General features: G+C 44.7%; 15 protein-coding genes. 4 read left to right on the top strand and 11 right to left on the bottom strand.

What is annotated here, in order from left to right; genetic code table 11:
• The coding region (locus RWS39_RS07975; RefSeq protein ID WP_314482253.1) for a cation-translocating P-type ATPase at positions 1 to 2,341 on the bottom strand (2,341 nt) is incomplete at its 3' end.
• Positions 2,342 to 2,532: 191 nt separating this feature from the next.
• On the bottom strand, positions 2,533 to 2,937 hold the full coding sequence (locus RWS39_RS07970; protein WP_314482250.1) for a YwiB family protein: 405 nt from the start codon (positions 2,935 to 2,937) through the stop codon (positions 2,533 to 2,535).
• A 117-nt stretch (positions 2,938 to 3,054) separates the two neighbouring features.
• On the opposite strand from RWS39_RS07970, the gene RWS39_RS07965 reads away from it, so the two are divergent.
• The 4 genes from RWS39_RS07965 to RWS39_RS07950 are packed head-to-tail and all read left to right on the top strand — an operon-like array spanning position 3,055 to position 7,632.
• Complete coding sequence (locus RWS39_RS07965; protein ID WP_314482247.1) at positions 3,055 to 4,356, top strand: HD domain-containing protein; 1,302 nt, start codon at positions 3,055 to 3,057, stop codon at positions 4,354 to 4,356.
• A gap of 2 nt (positions 4,357 to 4,358) precedes the next feature.
• Positions 4,359 to 5,168, top strand: a complete 810-nt coding sequence (gene yidA, locus RWS39_RS07960) for a sugar-phosphatase (protein WP_314482244.1) — start codon at positions 4,359 to 4,361, stop codon at positions 5,166 to 5,168.
• A complete protein-coding gene (locus RWS39_RS07955) occupies positions 5,168 to 6,382 on the top strand; it encodes an aminoacyltransferase (protein ID WP_314482241.1) in 1,215 nt (404 codons plus the stop codon). Before yidA ends, RWS39_RS07955 begins: the two co-directional genes overlap by 1 nt.
• A 14-nt stretch (positions 6,383 to 6,396) precedes the next feature.
• Positions 6,397 to 7,632 carry an aminoacyltransferase gene (locus RWS39_RS07950; RefSeq protein ID WP_314482239.1) on the top strand — a complete coding sequence of 412 codons (1,236 nt, stop codon included), beginning with the start codon at positions 6,397 to 6,399 and terminating at the stop codon, positions 7,630 to 7,632.
• 32 nt (positions 7,633 to 7,664) lie between these two features.
• On the opposite strand, the gene RWS39_RS07945 is transcribed toward RWS39_RS07950, so the two are convergent.
• The 9 genes from RWS39_RS07945 to RWS39_RS07905 form a co-directional block, all read right to left on the bottom strand.
• Positions 7,665 to 12,116 (bottom strand): GBS Bsp-like repeat-containing protein, encoded by a 4,452-nt coding sequence (locus tag RWS39_RS07945; RefSeq protein WP_314482237.1) that lies wholly within the window; start codon positions 12,114 to 12,116, stop codon positions 7,665 to 7,667.
• Positions 12,117 to 12,180: 64 nt separating this feature from the next.
• On the bottom strand, positions 12,181 to 12,939 hold the full coding sequence (gene tpiA, locus RWS39_RS07940) for a triose-phosphate isomerase (protein ID WP_061423083.1): 759 nt from the start codon (positions 12,937 to 12,939) through the stop codon (positions 12,181 to 12,183).
• Positions 12,940 to 13,097: 158 nt separating this feature from the next.
• Positions 13,098 to 13,859 (bottom strand): HAD family hydrolase, encoded by a 762-nt coding sequence (locus RWS39_RS07935; RefSeq protein WP_314482233.1) that lies wholly within the window; start codon positions 13,857 to 13,859, stop codon positions 13,098 to 13,100.
• Entirely contained in the window at positions 13,840 to 14,244 is a 405-nt protein-coding gene (locus RWS39_RS07930; protein ID WP_314482230.1) for a PaaI family thioesterase, read from the bottom strand. Before RWS39_RS07930 ends, RWS39_RS07935 begins: the two co-directional genes overlap by 20 nt.
• Before the next feature lie 256 nt (positions 14,245 to 14,500).
• Positions 14,501 to 15,682, bottom strand: coding sequence for an MFS transporter (locus tag RWS39_RS07925; RefSeq protein WP_314482227.1), 1,182 nt, complete (start codon positions 15,680 to 15,682; stop codon positions 14,501 to 14,503).
• A 78-nt stretch (positions 15,683 to 15,760) separates the two neighbouring features.
• On the bottom strand, positions 15,761 to 16,624 hold the full coding sequence (locus RWS39_RS07920) for an Rgg family transcriptional regulator (protein ID WP_314482224.1): 864 nt from the start codon (positions 16,622 to 16,624) through the stop codon (positions 15,761 to 15,763).
• Between the two features lie 4 nt (positions 16,625 to 16,628).
• Positions 16,629 to 16,985, bottom strand: coding sequence for a hypothetical protein (locus tag RWS39_RS07915; protein ID WP_314482259.1), 357 nt, complete (start codon positions 16,983 to 16,985; stop codon positions 16,629 to 16,631).
• A 27-nt stretch (positions 16,986 to 17,012) separates the two neighbouring features.
• On the bottom strand, positions 17,013 to 18,908 hold the full coding sequence (locus RWS39_RS07910; protein ID WP_314482221.1) for an ABC-F family ATP-binding cassette domain-containing protein: 1,896 nt from the start codon (positions 18,906 to 18,908) through the stop codon (positions 17,013 to 17,015).
• A 223-nt stretch (positions 18,909 to 19,131) separates the two neighbouring features.
• On the bottom strand, positions 19,132 to 19,256 hold a 125-nt coding region (locus tag RWS39_RS07905), incomplete at its 5' end, for a family 1 glycosylhydrolase (protein ID WP_314482256.1).

Raw genomic sequence — 19,256 nt, 5'->3', positions numbered from 1 at the left:
CAATAGCATAGCCATAGACGGACAGAACGAGAGCACCTTGCAGCAATCCTTGGTAAATGATGGAGCTCATGACACCACCTGAGAAGAAGCTTGACTTACGGCCACGAGGCTTATGAGTCATGACACCTGGCTCGGCAGGTTCAACTCCCAAGGCGATAGCTGGGAAGGTATCTGTTACCAAGTTGATCCAAAGCAGATGAACTGGTTGCAAGACATCCCAACCAAACAAGGTAGCTAGGAAGATAGTCAACACTTCAGCTGTATTAGCTGAAAGAAGATATTGAATGGTCTTTTGAATGTTTGAGAAGACCTTCCGTCCTTCTTCGACTGCGACGATAATGGTCGCAAAGTTATCATCGGCCAGAATCATATCAGAAGCTCCCTTAGACACTTCTGTACCGGTAATTCCCATACCGATACCAATATCAGCTGTCTTCAGAGCTGGGGCATCATTGACGCCATCACCTGTCATGGCAACGACCTTACCTTGATTTTGCCAAGCTTTGACGATACGAACCTTGTGTTCTGGAGATACACGCGCGTAAACAGAGTATTGACCAACTACTTTTTCAAATTCTGCATCAGAAAGTTCGTTGAGCTCTGCACCAGTCAGAACATGGTCTTCCGTATCTCCAGCTTCAATGATTCCCAAACGCTTAGCAATAGCTTCCGCTGTATCTTGGTGGTCACCAGTAATCATGATTGGACGAATACCAGCTTCCTTGGCTACACGAACAGCTTCTGCAGCTTCGGCACGTTCTGGGTCAATCATACCGATTAAACCAGTAAAGATTAAATCATTTTCTAGATTTTCAGAGGTCAAGTCAGTCGGAACTGCATCAATAATCTTATAAGCACCCGCAAGAACACGCAAGGCTTGGTGAGCCATTTCAAAGTTATTAGACTTGATTAGCTGTGATGTAGCATCATCAATCGCTGCAATATCTCCAGCCTTGTCACGGGAAACACAACGTTTCAAGAGTTGGTCAGGAGCTCCCTTAACTGCCACTAGGAACTTCCCGTCTGGCAATGGGTGAACGGTAGACATGAGCTTACGATCTGAGTCAAATGGCAGCTCAGCTACACGAGGATATTTCTCTAAAAATCCTTTAACATCATAGCCCTTGTCCAAGGCATACTGGATAAAGGCTGTTTCCGTTGGGTCACCAATTAACTTGCCTTCTTGGTCAATCTTGGTATCATTGGCTAAGACAACCGAACGCAAGAGCGGCAGCTCCAGTCCAAGTTCAATATCTTGGCCAGCTTCATTCAGGACTCCGTCGTAAAAGACTTTTTCGACCGTCATCTTATTCATGGTCAGGGTACCGGTCTTATCTGAAGCTATAATTTCAGTTGAACCAAGCGTTTCTACTGCTGGCAATTTACGGACAATTGAATTCCGCTTAGCCAAAACCTGTGTTCCCAAAGCTAAAACGATAGTAACGATAGCTGGTAGACCTTCTGGAATCGCCGCAACCGCAAGAGCAACTGAAGTCATCAGCTCACCAAGCGGATCTTTTCCTTGAATGAAAACGCCGACTACAAAGGTCACCGCAGCAATCACTAGGATCGCATAGGTCAGAACCTTAGACAGGCTATTGAGGTTTTGCTTGAGCGGTGTGTCCGTTTCATCTGCATCTTGCAACATGCCTGCGATATGGCCGACTTCAGTGTACATCCCAGTATTGACAACAACCCCTACTCCTCGACCGTAAGTGACATTGGAGTTTTGGAAGGCCATATTGACCCGGTCGCCGATACCAGCATCAGCAGCTACTGCAACAGTCAAATCTTTCTCAACTGGCACAGACTCACCTGTCAGAGCGGCTTCTTCGATTTTCAGAGAATTAACTTCCAACAGTCGCATATCTGCCGGTACAACATCGCCGGCTTCCAGTCTGACGATATCACCAGGTACCAAGTCCTTAGAATCCACTTCTGTGACATGGCCATCACGCAGGACACGCGCAGCTGGGCTGGACATAGACTTGAGAGCCGCAATGGCTTCTTCAGCCTTACCTTCTTGGTAGACACCAAAAATAGCATTGATGATGACAACGGCTAGGATAATGATAGCATCCGCAATATCCTCACCACCTGACGTCACGACAGACAAGATAGCCGCTACCACCAAGATGATAATCATCAAATCCTTGAACTGCTCAATGAATTTCATCAAGAGAGTCTTTTTCTCTCCTTCTTCCAATTCATTGCGACCGTAGTCCGCCAAACGTTGCTGGGCTTGGCTGCTGGTCAATCCTTGTTCGGAAGCTTCCATTGCTTGCAAAACTTCCTCAGGACTTTGCGTATAAAAAGCTTGGCGCTTTTGTTCTTTTGACAAAATGTCTCCTCCTTTTGATGGGCCTCTTTCAAAATAAACAAAAAAGAGACCTGTTTATTAACAAGTCTCGCTATTTCATACAAGGCCGGAAATTTCTTTCGTATTGACGACCTTGTAACGGTAAAACCGTTAGCTACTCCCTTGAGTGTATTTATTATACCAAAATTTTTGTATTTTTCAAGGCAGAGCTGTTATTTTTCAAACTTTTCTTCCGTCCATTCGATTTTCATCTGATAGGAAGCAAAAAGCTGATCGTCACCGCCTCTTTTCAAATCATAATGAAGTTCCAAAGCCTGATTTTCTGCATCTAAGTGATAGTGCTGAGTATCCGTCACAAACTGTTGAGCACCAAGCGGAGTCGGGATAGATACTACATGCTGACCATTCTTGATAAAATGAAGAATGGTTTTTGGGTCAGAAAAGCGGGTCATGGTCAGCTTGTCCTCATTAAACTTCAAAACGACTTTTTCCTGCTCCTCGCTTTGATAAATCAAATAGTGATTGCTCCCTTTTTGTGTCCATTCTACATCATAGGCCTGGTCAATCAACTCCATTTGCTCATCTAATTTGATTTGATTTCTCATTCTAATTTTCATGATTTTCTCACATTCCTTGTTTCTTTCTTCTATTTTACCAAAAATTTCTTGAGAATTCTTCCTTTCTACTTCGGGCTTTGAATTTCGCCCACTGAGCATTTATGATATAATAGGACTATGATTGAAAAAGTATTTCGGGACCCGGTTCACAATTATGTGCATGTGGATCATCAGGTCATTTATGATTTAATCAATACCAAAGAATTTCAACGGCTGCGCCGCATCAAACAGCTGGGTACTTCTGGCTATACTTTTCACGGCGGGGAGCACAGCCGTTTTTCGCATTGTCTGGGAGCCTATGAGATTGCTCGACGCATCACCAAGATTTTCAATGAAAAATATAGCGATGTCTGGGATAGTCACGAAAGCCTGCTGACTATGACAGCCGCGCTTCTGCATGACTTGGGACACGGCGCCTATTCACATACTTTCGAGCGCCTATTTGATACCAATCACGAGGACATTACGCGGCAAATCATCACCAGTCCTGAGACAGAGATTCATCAGGCCTTGGTGCAGGTTTCGCCAGATTTCCCAGAAAAAGTAGCTAGCGTCATCAATCATACCTATCCCAATAAGCAAGTGGTCCAGCTGATTTCCAGCCAGATTGATGTGGATCGGATGGATTATCTCTTGCGAGATTCCTTTTTTACTGGCGCTTCCTATGGACAATTTGACTTGACTAGAATTTTACGAGTGATTTGTCCTGTAGAAAACGGCATCGCCTTCAAGCGCAATGGCATGCATGCGGTAGAAGACTACGTGGTCAGCCGCTATCAGATGTACATGCAGGTCTATTTCCACCCGGCTAGCCGAGCTATGGAAGTTCTGCTGCAAAATCTGCTCAAGCGGGCCAAGTTTCTCTATCCAGCTCAGAAGGATTATTTTGCCCTGTCATCACCCAACCTCATTCCATTCTTTGAAAACAGGGTGACCCTGCAGGATTATCTGGCCTTGGATGATGGTGTCATGAATACCTATTTCCAAGTTTGGATGACTAGTCCAGACAAGATTTTATCTGACTTAGCTCAGCGTTTTATCAATCGCAAGGCCTTTAAGTCTATCGTCTTCTCTCAGGAAAACGAAGGGCATTTGGATATCATGCGAGACCTAGTTGGACAGGTTGGTTTTGACCCTGATTACTATACTGCTATCCATCGTAATTTTGATTTGCCTTATGATTTCTACCGGCCTGACGTTGAAAAACCCCGGACCCAGATAGAAATCCTGCAAAAAGATGGCAGCTTAGCAGAACTGTCCAGCCTGTCTCCTATCGTCCACTCGCTAGCAGGGACCAGACAGGGCGATAATCGCTTCTACTTCCCCAAGGAAATGCTGGCAGATACAGGACTGTTCAGTGAGAAGAACCAGACCTTTATGCACTATATCAAAAACGACCAATTTACCTACGGAGAATAAATATGTCTATCAAATTAGTTGCCGTTGACATTGACGGTACTCTCTTAAACAACCAAAAAGAAATCACGCCTGAAGTCTTTAGCGCTGTTCAGGATGCCAAGGCTGCTGGCGTCAAAATCGTCATTGCGACCGGCCGTCCTATTGCAGGTGTTCAAAAGCTTCTCGAGGAGCTAGAGCTTAATCAGCCAGACAACTATGTCGTGACTTTCAATGGCGGACTGGTGCAGGATACTGTTACTGGCGAAGAATTAATCAAAGAAACACTGACTTACGACGATTATCTGGATATCGAACTGCTCGGGCGAAAATTAGGCGTTCACATGCATGCCATCACAAAAGACGGCATCTATACGACCAATCGTAACATCGGAAAGTACACTGTTTACGAGTCCAATCTGGTCAGCATGCCTATCTTCTACCGCACACCTGAAGAAATGGCCAATAAAGAAATCGTCAAGTGCATGTATATTGATGAGCCAGAAATTCTGGATGCGGCCATTGCTAAGCTACCACCAGAATTAGCCGAAAAATATACACTGGTTAAATCAGCTCCTTTCTATCTGGAAATTGTCAAAAAGACTGTCAATAAAGGGGCTGCTATCCTCCATCTAGCTGAAAAACTTGGCTTGAGCAAGGAGCAGACCATGGCTATTGGTGATGAAGAAAACGACCGCGCCATGCTGGAAGCCGTTGGCTCTCCTGTTGTCATGGAAAACGGCAGAGAAGAACTCAAAAAAATCGCCAAATACATCACCAAGTCGAACGAAGAATCCGGCGTAGCACACGCTATTAGAGAGTGGGTTTTAAAATAATGTTTAGCTACAAAATTGGAATTTCAGCTCAGGAACACGATGATTTTGTCACGGCTCATCCGCAGGCCAATCTCCTGCAGAGCTCTGCTTGGGCTCAAATCAAGGACAACTGGGGAAATGAACGCTTGGGCTTCTACAAAGACGGCCACTTGGTTGCTGCAGCCAGTGTCCTGATTAAACCACTGCCCTTGGGGATGACCATGCTTTATATCCCGCGCGGCCCCATCATGGACTATGGTGACAAGGAGCTGCTGACCTTTGTTTTGGCGTCGCTCAAGAAATTTGCCAAGGAGAAAAAAGCGCTCTTTGTCAAGTTTGACCCTAGCCTCTTTCTGGCAGAAAGCAAGATGGGTGGCGAATTGCAAGACAAAGCCGAGACGGTTGAGCTGATTCAACAGTTACAGGAAGCAGGAGCTGTCTGGGTTGGACGGACTGAGTCTCTGGACGAAACCATCCAGCCTCGCTTGCAGGCCAATATACATAAAGAAGATTTCAGCGAGGAGCTGCTTTCTAAGAGTACTCGCCAAGCCATTCGTACAGCCCGTAACAAAGGCATTCAAATCCAATTTGGCGGAGCAGAACTATTGGATGACTTTTCAGCCCTGATGAAGAAAACGGAAAATAGAAAAAACATCCACCTGCGTGGCAAAGACTATTACCAAAAACTCTTGGATACTTATCCTGAGCACTCCTACATCACCTTGTCTAGCATTGATCTAAAGGCACGCTTGGAAGACTTGCAGACTCAGCTGACCAAGACACTCAAGGAAGCAGAGAAATTTACCGAGAAAACCAAGCCTGGTAAGATTGAGAATAACCAGCAAGAACAGAAACGCCTCCAAGAAGAGATTGACTTTCTGCAAGACAAAATCAGCCAAGGTGCTGCTGTCGTTCCCCTGTCTGGCACACTGGTCTTAGAATACGGCAAGACTTCTGAAAATATCTATGCAGGAATGGACGAGGAGTACCGCCGTTACCAGCCAGCCATCATCACTTGGTACGAAACGGCCAAACATGCTTTTGAGCGCGGAGCTGATTGGCAAAATATGGGCGGAATCGAAAACGATCTCAAGGGCGGTCTCTACAGCTTTAAATCCAAGTTCAATCCGACTATTGAGGAATTCGCTGGTGAGTTTAACCTGCCAACCAATCCTCTTTACCACCTCTCCAATCTGGCCTACACTATCAGAAAGAAACTGCGCAGCAAGCATTAAAAGAAAGGAAGCCTATGACCTTTAAACTTCTCAGCCAAGAAGAATTCATCCAGCATACCTCAGCTAGCTCCCAACGCTCTTTTATGCAGACCGTGGAAATGGCAGAGCTGCTGAGCAAGCGGGGCTTCAGTACTCAGTATGTCGGCTACGCTGACCCGCAGGGACAGGTCGTGGTGTCAGCTGTCCTCTATAGTATGCCGATGACTGGCGGCCTCCATATGGAAATTAACTGCGGTCCTGTCTCTACCGATGCTAAATACCTGACCCCCTTCTATCAAGCTTTGCAGACTTTCGCAAAAAAAGAAGGCGCCCTAGAGCTCATCATCAAGCCTTACGAGACTTATCAGACCTTTGACAGCAATGGCCAGCCAACTTCTGATGAAAAAACCGAGCTTATCCAGCAACTGACTGACTTGGGCTTTGACTTTGACGGCCTACAGACTGGCTATCCAGGCGGGGAGCCTGATTGGCATTATGTCAAAGACTTAACTGGTCTGACGGAGAAAGACTTGCTCAAGTCCTTCAGTAAAAATGGCAAGGCGACCGTCAAAAAGGCTAACACCTTTGGTATCAAGCTAACAAGGCTGGAACGTGACCAACTCAGCATTTTTAAAGACATCACAGCTGCTACTTCTGACCGACGGGAATATGATGACAAGCCACTAGACTACTATCAAGATTTTTATGATAGCTTTGGTCAACAGGCGGACTTTATGACAGCCAGTCTCAACTTCAAGGACTATCTTCAGAACTTACAAAAAGACCAAGAGAAACTAGGCCAGAAAATTCAGAAACTGCAGGCGGACTTGGAAAACAATCCTCAATCTGAAAAGAAGCAAAACCAGCTGCGAGAGCTTTCCAGCCAGTTTGACAGCTTTGAAACCCGCAAAGCAGAGGCTCAAGATCTGATTGATAAGTACGGCGACCAAGACCAAGTTCTGGCTGCCAGCCTCTTTATCTATACTCCTCAGGAAGCAACCTATCTCTTCAGCGGCTCCTATCCTGAGTTTAACAAATTCTACGCCCCTGCCCTGCTGCAGGAATACGTTATGACTGAGAGCATCAAGAGAGGCATTCCATTTTATAATTTCCTCGGCATTATGGGAATTTTCGATGGTTCTGACGGTGTTCTGCGCTTCAAACAAAACTTCAACGGCTTCATCATCCGAAAAATGGGAACTTTCCGTTATTATCCTAACCCTCTCAAATTTAAGCTGCTTCAGTTCATAAAGAAAATTCTAAGACGTTAAAAAACCAAGGTTTCCCTTGGTTTTTTGTGTGTTTATCTATAACGAGGTGATGCAAAACCACGGATATTTCCATGACCGATACGGTAAGTATTGCGTTTAACTTCGTTATTACTGTTACCTTCAATCGTATGAATGATGCCATTTTCGACTTTTTCGACAATACCGATATGATCAGCCCAGCCATCATTTTGCTGGGTATCTTTGTCCCAGTTAAAGGTGATAATATCGCCGGCTTTAGGTGTAGAATTTCCATCTTCATTCCAAATACCTAGACGTTTAAAGATATGAATATGGCGCTCAACACCGCACTCACGACCGATGAGATCGCTCAAGCCCTCTCTTTGGAAAATAACTGTCGTGAAAATATCGCACCAGTCATCTGAATTCTTCACAGCATAACCGACTGGTAGCGGTCTAACGCTATTATAGTCATTGACCAAACGGTGGTGCTCAGCACTGCCTCCCTTGACGCCAACCATCGCTGCTGCTGCTGCAAGAACACGATCACGCTGATTGCTAGGCGATTGAGGATATTTAATAGAAACCGTAGTTTTCTCTCCACCAGCTCCTTGCAGCTGATTGCGATTACTCAAGTAATATAGGTGAACATTGTACTCGCCTTGGCTATTTTTATGGTCTCTTGCATAAACATGCTTGCGATAAGTACCATCAGCTTGGCGTTCCGCCGTATACCACTGAATATCATCTTGTCCATTTTGACTGGACCAAGTTGGCAAATAGACTGTTTTGACACCTTCTGGAGCTACAACACCAGAAACGACGATATCAAATTCACCAGTTTCATTGTTTTTATTTTGGATACTGATTTTTCCCTGTGGTTTCTCCCCTGCCGCAACGGAAACCTTAGTCGTTATACCACCAACACCGACCATCTTGCCGTCGTTTTGAACATAGTACAAGTGGACACTGTAGTCGCCAACAGAATTTTTGTGTTCGCTGGAACGGACAGTAAATTTATAAGTACCGTCTGACTGTTTCTGTGCCTTGTGCCAGATGATGTCATCCTGACCTTGATCATTTGACCAAGTTGGAAGTAAGACTTCACGAACGCCTTGTGGGCTAGAAACCTCGGACACGATCACATCGAATGTACCGGTCTTGGGATTGTTGTTGGCAATAGTCAGCTGACCTTCTGGTTTAGCAACTGAAACCTTAGTCGTTGTACCACCGACGCCGACTAACTTACCGTCACCTTGAACGTAGTACAAGTGAACACTGTAGTCGCCGACAGAGTTCTTATGCTCGCTAGAACGAACTGTGAATTTATATGTACCGTCTGACTGTTTCTGTGCCTTGTGCCAGATGATGTCATCCTGACCTTGCTCATTTGACCAAGTTGGAAGTAAGACTTCACGAACGCCTTGAGGGCTGGAAACCTCGGACACGATCACATCGAATGTACCGGTCTTTGGATTGTTGTTGGCAATAGTCAGCTTGCCTTCTGGCTTAGCAACTGAAGCTCGAGTGACTTTAGTCGTTGTACCGCCAACGCCGACTAACTTACCGTCACTTTGAACGTAGTACAAGTGAACACTGTAGTCGCCGACAGAATTTTTGTGTTCGCTAGCACGAACCGTAAATTTATAAGTACCATCTGACTGTTTCTGCGCCTTGTGCCAAATGATGTCATCCTGACCTTGCTCATTTGACCAAGTTGGAAGTAAGACTTCACGAACGCCTTGCGGACTAGAAACCTCGGACACGATCACATCGAATGTACCCGTCTTGGGATTGTTGTTGGCAATAGTCAGCTTGCCTTCTGGTTTAGCAACGGAAGCAAGACTAACCTTAGTCGTTGTACCACCAACACCGACCATCTTGCCGTCATTTTGGACATAGTACAAGTGGACACTGTAGTCGCCGACAGAATTTTTGTGTTCGCTAGCACGAACGGTGAATTTATATGTACCGTCTGACTGTCTTTGAGCCTTGTGCCAGATGATGTCATCCTGACCTTGCTCATTTGACCAAGTTGGAAGCAAGACTTCACGAATCCCTTGAGGGCTGGAAACCTCGGACACGATCACATCGAATGTACCGATCTTTGGATCGTTGTTGGCAATAGTCAGCTTCCCTTCTGGCTTAGCAACTGAAGCTCGAGTGACTTTAGTCGTTGTACCGCCAACACCGACCATCTTGCCGTCGTTTTGAACATAGTACAAGTGGACACTGTAGTCGCCTACAGAATTCTTATGCTCGCTGGAACGGACAGTAAATTTATAAGTACCATCTGACTGTTTCTGTGCCTTGTGCCAAATCAAATCATCCTGACCTTGTTCATTTGACCAAGTCGGAAGCAAGACTTCACGAACGCCTTGCGGACTAGAAACTTCAGACACGATCACATCGAATGTACCGGTCTTTGGATCGTTGTTGGCAATAGTCAGTTTGCCTTCTGGCTTAGCAACTGAAACCTTAGTCGTTGTACCACCAACGCCGACCATCTTGCCGTCGTTTTGGATATAGTACAAGTGGACACTGTAGTCGCCTACAGAATTCTTATGCTCGCTGGAACGGACGGTGAATTTATAAGTACCGTCTGACTGTTTCTGTGCCTTGTGCCAAATCAAATCATCCTGACCTTGATCATTTGACCAAGTCGGAAGCAAGACTTCACGAACCCCTTGCGGACTAGAAACCTCGGATACGATCACGTCGAAAGTACCGGTCTTTGGATTGTTGTTGGTAATAGTTAACTTGCCTTCTGGCTTAGCAACTGAAACCTTAGTCGTTGTGCCACCGACTCCGACTAACTTGCCGTCGTTTTGGATATAATACAAGTGGACACTGTAGTCGCCAACAGAATTTTTGTGCTCGCTGGAACGGACAGTAAATTTATAAGTACCGTCTGACTGTTTCTGTGCCTTGTGCCAGATGATGTCATCCTGACCTTGATCATTTGACCAAGTTGGAAGTAAGACTTCACGAACGCCTTGTGGGCTAGAAACCTCGGACACGATCACATCGAATGTACCGGTCTTGGGATTGTTGTTGGCAATAGTCAGCTTACCTTCTGGTTTAGCAACTGAAACCTTGGTCGTCGTGCCACCGACACCGACCATCTTGCCATCACCTTGAACGTAATACAAGTGAACATTGTATTCGCCCGTAGAACCTTTATGATTGGCAGCATTAACAGTCAGCTTATAAGTTCCGTTGGCTTGCTTCGTTGCAGTGTACCAAACAATATCATCTTGTCCACGCTCACTGGACCAAGTCGGAAGTTTAACTTCCTGAACTCCATGTGGTGCGGAAACTTCGGAAACAACAACATCAAATGTGCCAGTTTTTGGATTATTATTTTGAATACTAATCTTACCTGTCAGCGGTTGTTTAACCAAAGTAGCTCTAGTTGTAAATCTTCCAGAATAGTCAATGCTCTGGTCAAAAACATGCTTACCAGAAAGCAGCTGCGCTTGAGAAGTAAATTGCCAAGCTCCTGCTCTGCTATTATACTTCAAATTTTTAGCATCATTTGCACTTAGCTTAGGTGCTGGGTACTGAGCAATCCAAAAATTATCAAGACCAAAGAGAGATGTATTGATTGAACCTTTGTGGCGTAGGTTATTCTGGTCAACCCAGCTAGCGCTCGTGTAATACATCAGATTTGCATATCCCTGCTTGCGCATTTCATCTGCCCAAGCCTGAGTATGCTGGTTGATCCCCGTTTGCATTTTAGGGTCTTCCATATCATTGACCATGACTGTATTTTTAGGCAAAGACAGCTTATTAGCAAAAGCAGCATAGTAACGGGCTTCTGCTCTGGCTTCTGCATCATTTGTATAATGCGAGAAAGCATAGGTTGATACTTGCAAACCAGCTGCTTGCGCATTTCGAACCTGAGACTCAGCAAAAGGATTAGTGTAGTGGGTTCCTTCTGTCAGTTTGACAACGACACCGCCGACACCTTTGGATGCTAATTGGCGATAGTCTTCTACGCTGATATGGCCGTTATGACTACTCACATCCACAAAGGTAGAGCCCTTGATTTCGGCTTGTGAATTGCCACGCGCTGTTTGTCCTGCTGAAGAAGCCGTATTATAAAAAGAAGTGCTACCTTTTTTGGATGCAGGACTGGCGCTGATCGCTGGGGAAGTCTGATCAGCCTTTACTGGATTCTGAATCTCTTCAGAAGCAGCTGATTTTGCTTGTTCACTTGCTTTATTTTCTGGTACGTTCTCCTTGACCAGACTAGCAGCAGGTGCCAGATTTTCTGGTGCCTTGTATACTGAACTAGCTTCAGCTCTTACGACCGAGGTTTCTTGTTTTACCTGTTGATCGGTAGACACCACTTCTGCTAAGGATCCCTGCTGAGGTTGATGATCATTTTTTACTTGAAGTTCTGCTTTAGCTACTTCAGGGTCTGTGGTTGTCGGCGTGTTTTCTTCTGCCTGTACCACGTTAGCCGTTGCTGCTAGCAATATGGCAGTGCTGGCTAAATAGATAAGTTCCTTTGATTTCACCTTTTTTCTCCAAACTTTTAAAAAGCTTGCCACCTTTAAGGCAACAAGCCATTTATTGTTATTCTTATTTCACAAAATCAAGAAGAGCTAGGAAGCTTTCAGCTTCAAGTGATGCTCCACCAACAAGAGCTCCGTCTACATCTGGACAAGCCATGTATTCTGCAACATTTTCAGGTTTAACTGAACCACCGTATTGAACGCGAACTTTATCAGCAACTTCTTGACCAAAGTCAGCAGCTACAACGTCACGAACAACTTTACACATTTTTTGTGCATCGTCTTGTGAAGCTGATTTACCAGTACCGATAGCCCAGATTGGCTCATAAGCGATAACTGATGCAGCAACTTGTTCAGCAGTCAATCCAGCCAATGCAGCAGATACTTGAGCACCTACGAATTCAGCTGCTTTACCAGCTTCGTAAGTTTCAAGTGACTCACCACAACAGATGATTGGAAGCATACCGTTTGCAAAGATTGCTTTTGCTTTTTTGTTGATATCTTCGTCAGTTTCATGGAAGTAGTCACGACGTTCTGAGTGACCGATAACAACGTAGTCAGTACCGATTTCTTTCAAAACTTGTGGGCTAGTTTCACCAGTGAAAGCACCTGCATTTTCAAAGTAGCAGTTTTGAGCAGCAACTTTAAGGTTTGATCCTTTAGCAGCAGCAAGAACAGTTGTCAAATCAACCGCTGGAGCTGCGATACCTGCTTCAACAAGGTCTGATGAAGGAAGTTTTGATGCAACGGCTTCAACGAATGCTTTTGCTTCTTCTGGATTTTTGTTCATTTTCCAGTTACCGGCAATAAATGGTTTACGTGACATTTCACATACCTCTTCTATTTTTATTTATATGGGCTATTATATCATAAGAAAGCAAATTAATAAAGGTTATCCACAATTTTTCATCAAATCGTAATGTTTCTCTGAGTTATCCACAGTTTTGGCTGTGAATAAACCTTTAAAGACCTCCAAGGCATCTTTTACTTCCTATTTTCTAGCAGTTCTTCTATATCTGTAATGACCCTGGCCTGCATTTTATTGAGCTTGTTTATCTCTGCATCCGAGTATGGGAAAGTGTTCAGCAAGACTCCATCAATCCCAACAGCTTGAGCAATAGCCATATCCGTAGAAAAATCATTGCCAACCATAACCGTATCTTCTGGATTGAGCTGATTCTCTTCCAACACGAGCTCTAGCCATTCTGCTTGCGGTTTTTTGATCTGATAGTCAGAAGAAATATAAATTTTATCCAGATAGGGAGCACAGCCCGTCAATTCAATTTCTGGCATTGTAAAAGCCCTTTGAGCATTGGATAGCAATATAATATCGCCACCCTGGTCCTTAATGGCCTTTAAAACTTTGAGGGGATTCGGATAAGCATAGAGCTGACGACGAGACAAACTCCGAAAAGTCACAGCCAACTGCTCTCCCCAAGCCTGCACATCTGGAAGCGGAGTCTGGGTTTCATGCTTGGATGGAGCTTCCTGCAAGAGCTGGATGAAAACCGCCACCAAATCAACCTCGGGATAGGCCACGCTTTTCTCTTGCGCTATCTTGCTTTCTTGCTCTACTACCAATTGTCCATATTTCTTTTTCAAGTCTTCTGGCTGATAATCTGCTCCATAAGCTTCATAGATGTGGGAAAGATACAGCCATAAAGTCGGATCATCTTCGGCAGTCCTGATATCCACCAGTGTTCCATAAAAGTCGAAAAGATAATGCTTATATTCTAACTTGCGCATTTTCCCCCCTTTCGCTAGTGATAAACATTGTAAAGGTCGCCTTACACACATTTCTACCGTCTTGATTGATAATATCCACATCCACCACTCTAGTCGTCCGTCCGGTATGGATACAGTTCCCCTCAATGCTCAGAGTATCGCCTAGTTTGGCCGCTTTTAGATAATTGATGGAAGATTGCAAGGTCACAGCGTCAGCTCCTTGGGAAATGACAACCAAACCACTTATCTGATCGCACAAGGTAAATAGGTAGCCTCCATGTGCATTGCCATAATAGTTTAGAGAAGAAGGGACGACCTCTGTCGTTACTAAAACATGGCCATCTTTGGCCTCCTCAATTTTATAGTTTTCAAATGCTGAAATCGCATCAAAATGAAAATCTTTCATTCCTCACTCCATTAATTTTGCTTATACTTCATCATACTACTTTTACTAGCAAGGAACAATGATTATATGTATATTCCAATGGAAAAAATTTTTCTACCAGCTATTCAAACACCTCGCACTACTAATTCATCAGCCAATTTGGGCTGGTAGCTTGGAAATAAAATTCTAAACCAAATTAGGCTGGTAATGAATCTAAAAATTCTCAGCTGAAGATTTGCAAGACAAAACATTAAACTAGGTTGGAAATCTCCCCAACCTAGTTTGTTTCTATTTTCTTTTGATAAAGGTAGGAATTCAAAGCCAAGCTCATTACGCCTAGACCAAGTAGGAGAAAGGTGGCTGTGTGAACACTTGGCAAAAGCGTCATCAGGAAAGTCGCAGGAGGCATGAAAAGAATTGCCAGCGTGTAGATCGTTGAGAAAACGCGACCTAGATACTGCTTGTCTACCTTGGTCTGAACTTGACTAAAGAAATGAATGTTGAACACAGTCATAAAGAGCTCGCAGATTAGATTACCAGAATAGGAGAAATAGGGATGAACCGGTAACAAGGCAGAGAGGCCCATGACTGCTACCCCGACACCAGTCAATAGCAGAGCTAGGAGTAGATTTCCCATACTGGCCTTGACCTTACTGGCTAAAATGGCTCCGATGATTGAGCCTATAGCACCCAAACTCAGAATAGTCGCATAAGATCCTGTCTTGCCGTAGAGCTGATTGGTAAAAGGCAATAGATAATTAAAGGCCGCAAAGAAGAAGTTAACTGCAGAAGCTACCAAGAGCAGAAAGAAGATTTCCTTTTGCTGGCGGATATAAACTAGTCCTTCCTTGATATCTCTCAGGATATTTCCAAGATTGATGGGAGACTGCTGCTTGCTTGGCTCATGATTAGGCAGAAAGTAAACCAAGGCAAAAGCCAGAAAAAAGCTCAGAGCATCCAGCTGAAGAGTGATGCGCAGACTTGCATACTGCATCACGATAAAAGACAGAACTGGAGCTGAGACACTGATAACCTGCAAGGCTAATTCCAGATGAGAATTATAGGCCACGATGTCTTCCTTGTCCACAATCTCTGTAATGTAGGATTTATTAGCTGGCCGAGAAAAGGCAAAGGCTATAGCCTGAACCACATTAGCAAAAATCAGTGCTCCAATCATGAGCTGGTCATTTGAAATAAAAGAAATCAGCAGACAAAGACCGGCACAAATCAAGTCCGTTACCATCAGCACCTTCCGTCTGGAAAAGCGGTCTGTAATGGCCCCACCCAAAGGATTGAATAAGATGGAAGTAACTAGCTCCGATATCTGGTAAATGCCCAAGACCGTCTGTCCCAGAGCTCCCAAAGAAGCAAGCCAGATGCTGTTTCCATAGTCATAGAGCATATTTCCAATTTTATTAATAGCAGCCCGTGTAATCAGCTGTGCAGCATGTCGATTCATAAAAATACCTCCTTCCATTTCTGAAACTATTGTATCAGGAATAGAGGGAGGTTCTTTATTTTTCCCATATTTGGGAAATTATACTTTTACAAACTTTTCGAAATGCTCTTGATAATAGGCGACTTGCTCAGGTAGTTCCAGTGCTTCAAAGATGTGCATGGCTTCCTGCATTTGCTTGATTCCTTGCTTCTTCTGTCCCTTCTGATAAGCCGCAAAACCCTTTAGATAGAGGAATACATTGCGTTCATAGAGTTTGATGCCCTTGCCAATAATCTTCTCTACGTAAGCCTCAAAGTAACTTGCCTTATCAAAAGAACGACTTTCCAAACAATGCTGGTAACAATTGAGAGCTAAAATCAAGACTAGTCTCTTATGGCGACCAATTTCTTTGTAGTAGTCCTCCCGCTCCATGACTTCCTTGCCCAGACGGTAGACATAGTCCACATCATAGAAACTATAGAGGTTTCCAAAGAGGATAAGCTCGTACATGGTCCAATCTTCCACTTGAAAGAGATAATCGGCCACCTTATCTAAATCTTCTTGCTTCATGCGAAACTGACTGTCTCGCTGACAAATCAAGCCCTGCATCAAAATCCAATTCAGTTCATAGTAAAGAGGCGTGTTACTGGCCTTGGCCTTTTCCAACTGCTCCGCTTGCAAGTCCTGAAATCCCTTGATGTCATTTGAGTAGTAAAGAGGGATAATCTGACCCATCATAGCCACATGCTCATGCTGCTGGAAATTCCGGGCCTTGTCCATAAAATTTTCAAGGGTCACATGAATATTATCCAAGAGATCTAAAAATTTCGAGACGGTCATATCCGACTCACCCAGCTCAAAACGAGACAGCTGAGAAGTCGAGCAAACCTGCCCCGCCGCTTCCTTCAAAGAATAATGCCCATTTAAACGAAAATCACGAAAAACTTTGCCTAAATCTTCCATTTGTTTACCACTTAAATTCCTTTAAGTACCTTTCTAACTCTTGCAAGTACCCTTCGTCGAATCCTTGATCTTCTTTCACTGAAAAATCTAATTGTCTTAAGTAGGAAATCAGCCAATCAACCAATAGATCATACTGATGAAGAGGTAGGCGTTTCATCTGCTCTTCAACAAAAGAAATGGCCTCTGCAAAGCGCTGCTCTTGTAAGACTTGCTGAAGATAGCGAGCCCCGTTGATGAGTCTTCCTTCCTCATCCTCATACTGCCCCAAATCTAAATTCTGAATTTGTAGGCGCAAAGTTGTACTAATCATGTCGGCTACACCTTTAATCTGCTTCATAAACCAATCATTTTCAATCGCCATCATGTTTTCCTCATGCAAATTAGAAAACTACACCTTCTCCGCCAATTCTTCCCATTCTAGCATGGCTTCTTCTTGGGCAGCAGTCAGCTGGTCGATTTGCTGCTGGCTCTCCATGAGTTCGCTGGCGTCGTTGGTTGCCTGCATGGCTTCCTGAAACTGACTGATCTGGCTGTCCAAATCCTCGATTTGCGCTTCCAATTGCTCTAGGCGGCGGGCCAGTCGGCGCTGTTCTTTCTGGTTTTCCTTTTGAAGCTGATAGTCATTGGCAGGTGCAGACTTATCAGAATCGATCTGCTCCGACTCCTCACGCAAGGCTTCCTGCTCTGCCTTTTTCTCCAGATAATAGTCATAATCACCCAGATAAAGGGTGGAGCCTGCCTCAGAGAGCTCAACAATCTGTGTGGCCACGCGATTGATGAAGTAACGGTCATGGCTGACAAAGAGCAGGGTGCCGTCAAAGTCAATCAGGGCATTTTCCAGCACTTCCTTGCTGTCAATGTCCAGGTGGTTGGTCGGCTCGTCTAGGATGAGAAAGTTGTTGTTTTCCATAGACAGCTTGGCTAGGAGCAGGCGCGCCCGCTCTCCACCTGATAGCATGCCGACAGACTTCTTGACATCGTCTCCCGAGAAGAGGAAAGCGCCTAAGCGATTGCGAATTTCGACTTCTGGCGTTAGCTTGAAGTCATTCCATAGCTCATCGAGAACCGTATTGCTGGGAGTCAGTTTGCTCTGGGTCTGGTCATAGTAGCCCACTTCCACATTAGCCCCCAGCTGCTCCTTGCCTCTGATGAAGGGCACTTGCCCGATTAGTGATTTAATCAAGGTCGTCTTTCCAATCCCATTTGGCCCGACAATAGCGACCGCATTGAACTTGCGAATGTCAAGGTTAATTGGCTCCGACAGGACTTCCTCTCCGTAGCCAATAGCTGCGTCTTCCAAAGTTAGAACAACATTTCCCGAAACCTTATCGGATTTGAAGGTCATGTTAGCCGAGCGACTGCCGGCCTCCGGCCTGTCCAAACGCTCCATCTTTTCCAACTGCTTACGACGGGACTGAGCCCGCTTGGTAGTGGAAGCCCGAACTAGATTGCGATTGACAAAGTCCTCCAGCGCAGCGATTTCTTTCTGCTGCTTTTCATAGTTCTTGGCTTCAGTAGCCAGCTTCTGCTCCTTTTGGACCACAAAGCTAGAGTAATTGCCCACATAGCGATCCAAGGAATGCTTGGTCAAATCCAGCGTGATAGTCGCAACCTTGTCTAGGAAATAGCGGTCGTGGCTGACGATGATCAGGGCACCGCTGTAGTTAATCAAGTAAGTTTCCAGCCAAGCAATGGTCTCGATATCCAAGTGGTTAGTTGGCTCGTCCAAGACCAGCAGCTCTGGCTTTTCCAAGAGCATCTTGGCCAGAGCTAGACGGGTATTCTGCCCGCCCGACAGCTCTGAAATCTTCATCTGCCACATGGACTGGTCAAACTTGAAGCCATTTAAAATCGCTCGAATATCGGCCTCATAGGTAAAACCACCCTTTTGTCGAAAGTCCTCTGACAGCTGATCGTACTGGTTCATGATAGCAGTCAGGTCTTCCCCTGACAATTCTCCCATTTGCAGCTCCATCTGCCGCAAGCGTTTTTCCTGCTGACGCAGACTATCAAAGACCAGCAGCATCTCGTCATAGATGGTATTCTCCGACTCAAAGCGGCTGTCCTGAGCCAGATAGGACAAGGATAAGTCTCGTTTTTTATTGATTTGACCAGAAGTCGGCTCTTCCTCGCCCACCAAAATCTTGAGCAGGGTTGACTTACCAGCTCCGTTTTTACCGACCAGTGCAATCCGGTCATTCTCATCTACCTGCAGGTTGATATTGTCAAAAAGTAGCTCCCCTGCAAAAGAGCGTTCAATCTTGTTTGCTTGTAAAATAATCATAAAACCATTATAGCAGATTTCCAAGTACAGAGCCATTGGCTGTCATAAAAAATGAAATCCAAACTATCTATCTCTCAAGCCAATTCAAAGAAAAATTTTAAATTTTTCGCAAGCACTCCGACCAGAATATCCTGTCTAGCGATTGAATACCATCAAATCAGACTTTTCATGTATTAGTATGCCCAAAAAAGCCGATAGAGTTCAACTCTAACGGCTTTACTTTCTATTCAATCATTTGTGTTTCGGCTAGTTTCTTATACCAGTGAGCGGATTTCTTCGGATAGCGCTCCTGCGTTTCAAAGTCTACGTAGAATAAGCCGTAGCGTTTTTCATAACCGTTAGACCAAG

It is taken from the genome of Streptococcus cristatus (assembly GCF_963529205.1).
Lineage (GTDB): Bacteria > Bacillota > Bacilli > Lactobacillales > Streptococcaceae > Streptococcus > Streptococcus cristatus_O.
Note: the sequence above shows the minus strand (reverse complement) of the source record. Positions and strands in the feature narration are given on the sequence as shown.